This is a genomic window from Xenorhabdus budapestensis (genome assembly GCF_002632465.1).
Lineage (GTDB): Bacteria > Pseudomonadota > Gammaproteobacteria > Enterobacterales > Enterobacteriaceae > Xenorhabdus > Xenorhabdus budapestensis.
In genome coordinates this window covers 85,218-95,967 of the sequence record NZ_NIBS01000004.1, presented here as the reverse complement: position 1 = coordinate 95,967, position 10,750 = coordinate 85,218, and the positions used below count along the sequence as shown (strand labels likewise).

9 protein-coding genes are annotated in these 10,750 nt (G+C 40.5%); 3 read left to right on the top strand and 6 right to left on the bottom strand.

All coding sequences use genetic code 11. The features are described from left to right. Positions 1-96 precede the first annotated feature (96 nt). The 3 genes from Xbud_RS05980 to fadR form a co-directional block, all read right to left on the bottom strand. Positions 97-432: an alanine racemase gene (locus Xbud_RS05980; protein ID WP_422645764.1), complete on the bottom strand. Its 336-nt coding sequence runs from the start codon at positions 430-432 to the stop codon at positions 97-99. Positions 433-453: 21 nt separating this feature from the next. Then, positions 454-1,755 carry a D-amino acid dehydrogenase gene (locus Xbud_RS05975; RefSeq protein ID WP_099135207.1) on the bottom strand — a complete coding sequence of 434 codons (1,302 nt, stop codon included), beginning with the start codon at positions 1,753-1,755 and terminating at the stop codon, positions 454-456. A gap of 523 nt (positions 1,756-2,278) precedes the next feature. Beyond that, entirely contained in the window at positions 2,279-3,001 is a 723-nt protein-coding gene (gene fadR / locus Xbud_RS05970) for a fatty acid metabolism transcriptional regulator FadR (protein ID WP_099135206.1), read from the bottom strand. Between the two features lie 236 nt (positions 3,002-3,237). Here fadR and nhaB point away from each other — a divergent pair, with 236 nt between their 5' ends. The 3 genes from nhaB to ttcA all read left to right on the top strand — a co-directional run bounded on the left by nhaB (position 3,238) and on the right by ttcA (position 6,502). Further along, complete coding sequence (gene nhaB, locus Xbud_RS05965) at positions 3,238-4,791, top strand: sodium/proton antiporter NhaB (RefSeq protein ID WP_099135205.1); 1,554 nt, start codon at positions 3,238-3,240, stop codon at positions 4,789-4,791. Between the two features lie 96 nt (positions 4,792-4,887). Then, positions 4,888-5,406 carry a disulfide bond formation protein DsbB gene (dsbB, locus tag Xbud_RS05960; protein WP_099135204.1) on the top strand — a complete coding sequence of 173 codons (519 nt, stop codon included), beginning with the start codon at positions 4,888-4,890 and terminating at the stop codon, positions 5,404-5,406. A gap of 181 nt (positions 5,407-5,587) precedes the next feature. Then, positions 5,588-6,502, top strand: coding sequence for a tRNA 2-thiocytidine(32) synthetase TtcA (ttcA, locus tag Xbud_RS05955; RefSeq protein WP_099135203.1), 915 nt, complete (start codon positions 5,588-5,590; stop codon positions 6,500-6,502). A 255-nt stretch (positions 6,503-6,757) separates the two neighbouring features. Here ttcA and zntB read toward each other — a convergent pair whose 3' ends face one another. The 3 genes from zntB to Xbud_RS05940 all read right to left on the bottom strand — a co-directional run bounded on the left by zntB (position 6,758) and on the right by Xbud_RS05940 (position 10,661). Then, positions 6,758-7,741: a zinc transporter ZntB gene (gene zntB, locus Xbud_RS05950; RefSeq protein ID WP_099135202.1), complete on the bottom strand. Its 984-nt coding sequence runs from the start codon at positions 7,739-7,741 to the stop codon at positions 6,758-6,760. A gap of 185 nt (positions 7,742-7,926) precedes the next feature. Next, the gene (locus Xbud_RS05945) at positions 7,927-8,727 is read right to left on the bottom strand and encodes a Thoeris anti-defense Tad2 family protein (RefSeq protein ID WP_099135201.1); all 801 of its coding nucleotides are present in this window, start codon (positions 8,725-8,727) and stop codon (positions 7,927-7,929) included. A 347-nt stretch (positions 8,728-9,074) separates the two neighbouring features. Beyond that, positions 9,075-10,661 (bottom strand): peptide ABC transporter substrate-binding protein, encoded by a 1,587-nt coding sequence (locus Xbud_RS05940; RefSeq protein WP_244589869.1) that lies wholly within the window; start codon positions 10,659-10,661, stop codon positions 9,075-9,077. Positions 10,662-10,750 lie beyond the last annotated feature (89 nt).

Below are 10,750 nucleotides of genomic sequence, written 5' to 3'. Positions count from 1 at the left end.
TGAAAACTAAGCGTCAGAAAGCAGGATGGGATAATGGTTACATGCTGAAAGTCCTCACGGTGGGTTTTACGTCAGTATAATTTAGACCCGTTTGCCCTATTCTTCCACCGCCTTGAGTTGCCAATGGCTCTGCACTGTGGTTGTCAGGTCATATTGATTAATTATCTGCAAATCTTCAACTTTGAAGAAGCCTTCCAACAACAGGATTGGCCCCTGCCACCCCTGCTCTCTCAAGTAAATAGCTTCATTCATATCAAGTAGTGCAAATCCATCCGTCTGCTTAAGTGATTGCCATATTCTGTCCAACCCATGCCCATATGCATTCGCTTTCACTACCGACCAGATTTTACTATTACCGACTTTTTGGCGGATAACAGCTAAATTATGACGAAATACGTCGAGATGGATGGTTGCCAAAATAGGACGTGGCATGATGGCCTCTTTTAATTTACTTTACGCGGTATGTAAACGATGCTTCGTCCGAAGTACTTTTGTATTAAATCCATTGATATATCTGAATACAGAGAGATCATCTGCCGCAATTTCAAGCTTCCTACCAGAGATTAAGTCAGATAATAATTTTCCTGAACCACAGGCCATCGTCCAGCCTAATGTTCCATGCCCGGTATTTAAATAAAGATTAGGATATTTGGTTGGACCAACAATGGGAGTGCCATCCGGTGTCATTGGTCGTAATCCGGCCCAGAATGAGGCTTCAGTAATATTGCCACCATTATGGTAAAGATCCTCTACTACCATTTTGAGTGTTTCACAACGGCTTTTCAGCACATTCAGGTTAAAACCAACGACTTCTGCCATTCCTCCAACGCGAATTCGATTATCAAAGCGGGTAATGGCTATTTTGTAAGTTTCATCCAATACTGTTGAAGCAGGTGAGCGCATTTCATCCATTATCGGCATTGTTAGCGAATAACCTTTCATTGGATAAACCGGAATTGTGACAAGATCTTTCAATAATTCAGTAGAATAGGCACCCATTGCTATAACATACTGATCCGCTGTCATGATGCCATTATCACACTGAATACCTGTTATCTTATCGCCATCCACCAGAATTTGTTTCACCTGCCGGTTAAACACAAATCTGACACCCGCTTTTTCTGCCATTTTTGCTAATTCTTTTGTAAAGATTTGGCAATCACCGGTTTCATCATTAGGAAGCTGTAATCCTCCCGTTAATTTATGGGAAACATAAGCGAGTGCAGGCTCTGCTGATGCTAATTGATCTGAGGTTAGTAGCCGATAAGGAACGCCTTCCTGCTCTAACACCGCAATATCATTAACCGCATTATCAAACTGCTTGTTAGTTCTGAACAATTGTAGCGTACCACCTTGACGCCCTTCATATTGGATACCTGTATCCACTCTCAATTGTTTAATGCAGTCACGACTATATTCGGCCAAACGCACCATTCTGCTTTTGTTCATAGCATAATGGTCTGCATCACAATTACGCAGCATTTGCCACATCCAGCGTAACTGAAATAGTGAGCCATCAGAACGAATAGCCAATGGGGCATGTCGTTGAAACACCCATTTTATTGCTTTTAATGGGATCCCCGGTGCCCCCCAAGGTGCTGCATACCCGGGTGAAATCTGCCCGGCATTACTTGCGCTCGTTTCTTCAGCAACACTATGCTGACGATCAACAACGATAACCTCATGGCCTTCCTGAGCCAGATACCAGGCACTGGTGACGCCAATAACGCCACTACCTAAAATAAGGACCTTCATTCTGCCCCCTATTGGTGAGTAATATACGCAAGCATAATATGCTAAACATGAAAATCCAATACAGAACAATAGACTATAAAGTGATTAGTTGAATTTTAGGATTCAAGTCACAATTTAATTACAAAATAATGACGGATACCATCTCTCAAATCATGAGAAAAATATTAAAATAACTTTAAATACAACATATTAAAAAAGAATTAAATGCTATTAATTTCTTATATTAGTATCTTAAAAAGTATTTTTCTCGGCAAAAAGAAACATTTTATTCACATTTTGTGAATTTATTTAAAACCTTATTTTTATTTTATTTCAGAATAAAAATCTTAATCAATATAAACTAAGCAGAATAATAATTTAAAAATTTGAATTTTACAGTTTGGAGGGGTCAATACTGATTAAAAGGCAAAAATACCATGATATAGGTATGGTGATAAAATGAACTAAAAAGAGGCGAACTGCATAAAGCAGCACGCCTTTAAAGAATAGCTTAGACAATGAACTAGATTGGTGATGAATTTGATCAGCCTTGACGAGCTTCCGTTAACTCATTGAACATGATGCCCTGCATTCCATGCCAAATAATCCCACTTTCTTTACCATAATTGCGCACACATGCCATAATTTTGTCATAGGTCTGTTCCTGACATAGTACACTCAATTGCTGATAGAAATTTAAAGCGAGCTTACGAGCATCAGGATTCGAGAAATAATAACGACCGACACGAGTATAAAGCCCTTTCAGTCCGTTAATAATCAAACCATAAATCGGGTTCCCTGACGCAAACGCCAATCCACGGAAAATGTCATAGTCCACGGAACTGAAAGATTCAGCAGTATCCTCTACGTTGTTCTTTTCCGCCAATACTTCCAATGATTTTTCCGGATGGTGCCTGAATGCCGTACGAATAAAAATAGCTGCAATATTAGTGCGGACTGACAGTAAATTATCGACTAACTGAGGCACACGATCATGATCCAGACGCGCCAGAGTCTCCAGAATATTAAGGCCGGATGTTTCCCAGAAATTATTGACCTTTGTTGGTTTTCCATGCTGAATAGTCAACCAGCCATCACGTGCAAGGCGTTGTAACACTTCACGTAAAGTAGTTCGGGTGACACCGATTAATTCAGATAACTCACGCTCTGCTGGCAGTATGGAGCCTGGTGGAAAGCGATTATTCCATATACTTTCAATAAGATACTCTTCCGCAAAACTCGCAGGACTCTGAGCCTTAATTACCATATTTTAACTATTCCAAAGCAGTTTTCTTAGCTAATAATAGGCACTGATCATACCAGAATGCATCTGATCGACATAGTTACATAGTAAGTAAACCACGAAAGAGTGAAAGAGGTCATAAAAAAATATAATTATTATCTGATTAATTATGAGTTTATCCCCTTAAATTAGTACTGTTTAGAGCGTACTATGATTCTTTAGAATCGTCCATGTATCCATGAAGAGGAATGTTAATAATAATGGAAATCAGTATCCGACGCGCAGTGGTGAAAAACTTTCTCGGCAATTCTCCGGACTGGTATAAGCTGGCCATCATTGTTTTTCTTATTATCAATCCACTGACCTTTTTCTTTGTCAGTCCTTTTATTACTGGCTGGATGCTCGTTGTTGAATTTATTTTCACGCTGGCGATGGCTTTAAAATGTTATCCTCTGCAACCCGGAGGATTACTCGCTATTGAAGCCGTTATCATCGGTATGACTTCACCAAAACAAGTAGGGCATGAGATAGCCAACAATCTGGAAGTGATCTTGCTACTGATTTTCATGGTTGCCGGCATTTACTTCATGAAACAGCTATTATTATTTGTTTTCACTAAGCTACTGCTAAGTATTCGTTCCAAAAAAATGCTGGCACTGGCATTCTGCCTGGCAAGTGCATTCTTATCCGCTTTCCTTGATGCCCTGACGGTTATCGCCGTTGTTATCAGTGTATCTGTCGGTTTTTACTCCATCTATCACCGCTACCTTTCCAGCGCTAGCCAAAACGACAATACAGAACTCAGCGATGACAAATTCATTGATAATGAAGATAAAAAGCAGACGCTGGAGCAATTCCGGGCATTTTTACGCAGCCTGATGATGCATGCCGGAGTCGGTACAGCGCTAGGTGGCGTAATGACCATGGTCGGCGAACCACAGAACCTAATCATTGCCAAACACGTTGGCTGGGACTTCATGACATTCTTTATCCGTATGTCGCCCGTTACTGTCCCTGTCTTTATTTGTGGTCTGTTGATCTGCCTGCTGGTTGAACATTTCAAGCTGTTCGGTTATGGCGCTAAGTTACCTGAGCGCGTCCGTTCCGTTTTGGAAGATTATGCCCAGAAAGCGAGTGAAAAACGTACACGCCAAGAAAAAACTCAGCTTGTGGTTCAGGCTTTAATTGGTATCTGGCTGATTGTGGCTCTGGCTTTCCATTTAGCGGAAGTGGGATTAATTGGCTTATCAGTCATTATTCTGGCCACTGCATTTTGTGGTATCACTGAAGAGCATGCTTTAGGCAAAGCCTTCGAAGAAGCCTTACCATTTACTGCGTTATTAACTGTTTTCTTTTCTGTGGTTGCCGTTATTGTTGATCAGCAACTGTTTTCGCCGTTTATTCAATTTGTACTGCAATCTTCACCTGCTTCACAGCTCTCACTATTCTATCTGTTTAATGGCCTGCTCTCTGTGGTATCTGACAACGTATTCGTAGGTACGGTTTATATTAATGAAGCCTTAAACGCTCTCAAAAATGGCCTCATTTCACAACAGCAATATGAATTTCTGGCTGTAGCTATCAACACAGGAACTAACCTACCCTCAGTGGCAACACCGAATGGACAAGCAGCGTTCCTGTTCCTGTTGACATCAGCCCTGTCGCCATTAATTCGCTTATCTTATGGTCGCATGGTTATCATGGCATTGCCTTACACCATTGTGATGACATTAGTAGGATTATTGTGTGTCGAATTTTTGCTACTTCCGGTTACTGAATATCTCGTCAAAATCGGTTGGGTTATCCCACTATAATTAATAAAATTTATTAATTACTGAAATTTATTTTTTTGCGATTTGAAAAACGGCAAAATAAGTAACTAATTATATTCAAGATATGGGAAAAGAAGCATGTTTCATTTTTTAAAACGGAGTTCCCAAGGGCGAAGTGCATGGTTATTGATGGCGCTAACCGCTCTTATATTAGAAGCTATTGCGCTCTATTTTCAGCATGTTATGCAACTACAACCTTGTGTAATGTGCATTTATGAGCGTGTTGCTCTATTTGGTATTTTGGGAGCAGCACTATTGGGAGCTATTGCCCCCAAAACCCCGTTACGTTGGCTCGCTATTTTACTGTGGCTTTATAGTGCATGGCGCGGATTACAACTGGCATGGGATCATACCATGATGCAGTTAGACCCTAGCCCTTTTAACACTTGTGAATTTTTTGCCAGATTCCCATCATGGTTACCACTGAATGAATGGCTACCTTCGGTATTTCAAGCTTTTGGTGATTGTTCAATGAAACAATGGTCATTTCTGACATTAGACATGCCGCAATGGTTAATTGGTATTTTTACCGCTTATTTACTGGTGGGTATTTTAGTTCTAATCAGCCAGTTCTTCCCGGTTCAGAATAAATACTAAGGATAAAAATGACTTTCTCCCCCATGTGGGGAGATATAAAGCATTTTTCGCTAACTCTGATTGATAATCCCTTTTCATCCGCTATCATTGTTCCCTTTTCATGTTCTCCGCCATAAAATCATCATCATTTTTTAAAGGCCTTTAGCCGAACAGCTATCAGAAACAGTAAGAACAATCAGAGATGAACACTCAAAAAGAACAGTATAATTTCAATAAATTACAAAAGCGTCTGCGTCGTGATGTGGGCCAAGCCATTGCAGATTTCAACATGATCGAAGAAGGCGATCGCATCATGGTCTGCCTTTCTGGTGGCAAAGACAGCTACACTCTGCTGTCCATTTTGCAGAATCTGCAAAAAAGCGCCCCCGTTAATTTTTCCCTTGTAGCAGTTAATTTGGATCAAAAACAACCGGGTTTTCCTGAACATATACTGCCGGCTTATCTGGATGAACTGGGAATTGAGTATAAGATTGTTGAAGAAAATACCTACGGTATTGTTAAAGAAAAAATTCCTGAAGGAAAAACAACCTGCTCTCTGTGCTCCCGTTTACGCCGAGGTATTTTGTACCGCACAGCGACTGAGTTAGGTGCCACCAAAATTGCATTGGGGCACCATCGCGATGATATCTTACAAACTGTCTTTTTGAATATGTTTTATGGCGGCAAATTAAAAGGTATGCCCCCAAAATTGATCAGTGATGATGGTAAGCACATTGTGATCCGCCCACTTGCTTACTGCCGGGAAAAAGATATCGAACGCTACGCTGAAGCTAGAGCATTTCCAATCATTCCTTGTAACTTGTGTGGCTCACAACCTAACCTACAACGTCAGGTCATTAAAGATATGCTGCGTGACTGGGATAAACGCTATCCGGGCCGCATTGAAACCATGTTCCGTGCCATGCAAAATGTGGTTCCATCACATCTTAGTGACTTTAATCTGTTCGATTTCAAAAGCATTAATCATGACAGTGAAATTATTGATGGTGGAGATTTGGCTTTTGATCGGGAAGAGCTACCGATACAGCCTGCTATCAGCCCCGATGAACAGATTGATTTTCAAGCAGAACGATTGGATGTCATCGAAATCAGATAATGACAAAAAAACGGCCGATGCTAATTTTAGCATCGGCACAACACGTCAATTACTCTGTATAAACTCAATATGAGAAACACTACAATTATGGATATGGAGCACAACGCTCATCGCTCAACGTTGTATTCACCTGCACGGTTATAATGCCTTAACTGTAGATCCAGATTATTGATATATCTCAAACTGAATGGGATTAACCGTTTGATTTAGGGAAAGTGGATATGAAACACCGATTTCCTTATACCTCATAGCACCCTATAACCATTTGCTGCGCCTTAACCACCAGGTGAAAACAGCAATCAATAACGACAATAACAGGCTGAATAAACCAAACCCGAACTTATATTCATTCCCTGGGATCCCGCCAAGATTAACGCCAAACAACCCGGTTAAAAAGGTACTGGGTAAAAATATCATTGTTAACAAAGACATCATGTAAATACGGCGGTTCATAGCATCTGCCATAATAGAAGTGATCTCATCCGCAAGAACAGCCGTCCTGGCAATGCAGCCATCCAGATCATCTAGCCCACGCCCTAAGCGATCAGAAATTTCCTGCATCAGATGACGCTCCTCATCACTCATCCAGGGCAATTTTTCACTGGCTAAACGCATAAAGACATCGCGCTGTGGTGCCATATAACGACGCAGAACAATTAATTGCTTACGCAATAACACTAACTCACCTCGTCCGGGAATTTTCTGTTCCAGAATGCCATCCTCAAACTCAATCAAGTTATCATGCAACGCGTCAATAAAATCGTTCACTTCATCGGTAATAGAGTCCGCTATTTCAACCAACCAATGTCCCGTATTTTTTGCGCCTATGCCATTGTGCAAATTATCTAAGACCTGATCTATCGAATAGATTTTCCGATGACGACTGGAAATAATCATTCTGTCATTAATATAGATGCGGAATGAAACCAAATGATCAGGACGAGCATTTTCATTACGGTTAATTGTCCGCAATGTAATCATCGCACCTTCTCCAGTGCGAATTAGCTTAGGCCGAACACTTTTACCTGCCAGCCCTTCTTTTACCGGAGAGGGTAGCAAATTTGTATTCATAATCCATTGATAACTGGCCTGATTTTTATAATCAAGATGCTGCCAGAAAGGCTGCTCTGCCGTTGCAAGTGAATTTTCCCCAAAGCCTGTGATACCGCCCTTACCATTCAATTGGCAAGCATACACAGCATTTGAATTTTTAAATGCTGAGCCATAAATCGTTTCCACACCCACTCCTGTTTAACACTTGATGTTTAATTGCATAAAATAAATACAATACATACCAAACGTCATTGAAGATACTTTGTGTCTCGATCAGTATAGTTATCACTTTAGGAAAATTTTACTGTGACCAATATAGAAAAAGGCCGAACCGAAGTTCCGCCTTAAATTCAGAATGCAAATTTAGTGATTTATTTCCAGTTCAAACAAACGTGCATAGTTTTATTTACATGTTGTTCTATTGTCTCACTTAATTTTTCTCCATCATCAGTACCTGTATATGAAAACAGGTAATCATAAGGCGATGGCGAGTTGTCATCCCGCTCAGATGGATGGCCGAGATTATAATGTTTGCTATCAACCATTACCCAAAGGTCATTATTTTGAAACAGCTCTCTTACCTTTTGATAACTTCCTTTATCTTGTTTAACAGTTATACCGATAAAAAGTAGTGCTCCCCTCCACATATCCCGTCCGCCAGCGAATGCGTATATGTTTACAATATCTAGCTTATTTGGTCTCATATTTAAATCACCAAAAGGAGCAGCACTTAAACTCGGCCCTGTGTTTGCTCCCCAAAGAGGTTTACTGTCTACAACCCAAGTGTTAACTCCCACATTAAGATCAAATTCCAACATACAATCAACAGGTTTGGGTTTAGGTTCTGATTTCAACAGATTCCAGTCACAAGCCATTAGGTCTTCTTGTGTTGGCTGCCAATGAGCCCAATAACCCTCATTATCACTCTTTTCAATATAAGCAGCTCCATCACCTGCACTCCCCGCTTCCGATTTATGGGCAAGGCGCATGTGCTCTTTAGGGGCATTCCAGCCACTACGATACACTTGTTTCCCCAAATACACATGGCTTGACGCCCAGGCGAAAGTCCCAGCGGGGACAGTTATACTGTCCTTGCCAATCTGGTATTGTTCTGGTTTGAATGGGCAGTTGAGGTCAGTTTTTTTATCTTCTGGCTTATTAATTTCAGACATAAATTCCTCACTTATTATTTGTTAAAATTCAAGGTAATTTCATCTTACTGCCAAATAGCCAGTTAATATTACTTAAGTCAGATTTTTATATCAACAGAGAACCGTAAAGCAGCAATTAATACGCATTAAAATAGGGTTGTGCATTATAAAACTTGACTCTTCTTCGAGTGCAGGATTCACTGGGTTGTAAATTCAAAGTTTACTGCTAATCCTGAAAATGCGTTTTTATTCAATCAATTTTTATTCAAAAATATAACGTAATAACTGGTCAAACGCAGAAATACGAATTGACCAGTTTACGATTAGTTAGCTAATTTTGAAAAATCACAGTTACCAGCCTATGCAGACTAATGCTTAATGATATACATAGTATGACTATAGGCCACATCTTCAGGATTGATGATCGGGTATCCTTTTAACCACTTTTTGATTAATCGGCCATTGGTATATTGATAAATCGGTACAATTGGCGCTTGCTCTTCAATCATTTTTTCTGCCTGATTGTAATCCTGATTTCTGGCTGCGCTGTCTGTTTCCTGGCTGGCTGCTTTTAACAAGGCGTCATAGGCTGGATTATAGAATTTAGCCAGGTTCCCGCTATGTGTTGATGTTAAAAGAGACAGGAAACTTGATGGTTCATTATAATCCCCAGTCCAGGACGCCCTGACAACATCAAAATTGCCGGTATTACGGTTGTCAACATAAGTTTTCCATTCCTGATTAACTAACTTCACTTCAACGCCCAACTTTTTCTTCCATTCCGAGCTTACTGCAATGGCAATACGTTGGTTATTTTCCAGATTGTTATAGAGCAAAGAAAGTTTTAATGGATTCTCAGAGCTATAACCCGCCTCTTTTAACAGGATTTTGGCTCTCTTATCCCTTTCCTGCTGCGTCAGCCTCTCTTGTTGACTCTTTTCTGGCTGGAACCCGGCTGTAACATCAGGCGTGAAATGCCATGCAGGTTTTTCTCCCGTTCCCAGAATTTTTTCCGCAATCAGATTTTTATCGATCGTCATAGCAAGAGCTTGCCTGACCCGGATATCATTGGTCGGTGCCCGTTGAGTGTTAAATGCGTAATAATAAGTGCCCAATTGATCGGGAGTGAAAACTTCTGCCGGAATATCACGCAGTAACTTGTGGTACATATTTTTAGGAAAAGATTCTGTAATATCCAGATCTCCGGCCAGATAACGCTTAACCGCATGGGATTCCTGACTGATAGGTACAAAAGTGACTTTTTCCAATACCGTATTTTTGTGATCCCAATAATAAGGGTTAGGCGTCAAAACAATTTTTTCATTTACCACCCGCCCCGTAAGCATAAATGCACCGTTACCAACCAAATGACCGACTCTGGTCCAGTCATTACCGTATCTTTCGACACTCTGTTTATTGACCGGATAAAGACTAAAATTAGTTGTCATACTAGGAAAATAAGGTATAGGGCGATCCAGTGCGACTTTCAGGGTATAAGCATTAAGAGCTTCAACGCCTAATTTTTCGGCTGGCAGTTTACCATCAATAATAGCCTGAGCATTCTGAATACCTGACAAAGCCGCAAACCAGGAAAATGAGGAAGCATTTTTAGGATTAACCAGTCTCTGCCAGCTATATACAAAATCAGAAGCTGTCACTTTGTTACCATTAGACCAATGGGCATTCTGTCGCAGTGTAAATATCCATGTTTTGTTGTCTGTCGTTTGCCAGTCAATAGCAACACCGGGAATACGTTTGCCATAAGCATCCTGATTGACGAGACCTTCTAGCAAATCACGTAATACCTGTGCTTCTGTTAAGCCAAAAGATTTAATCGGATCAAGTGACGCCGGTTCATCTTTCAAATGTCGAACCAATTCCTGATGAGGATCTAATTGAGTCCCCACTGGTATATCAGCAGCAGAAACAGTAAGAGGCAAAGAAAGTCCGGTCATCAGTAATACAGAAGGGAATAAGGTAAAATTATACATAAATTTTTTACTCTACTGGCCTGAAAATCATCCTAAAATAAATTATAAGACAC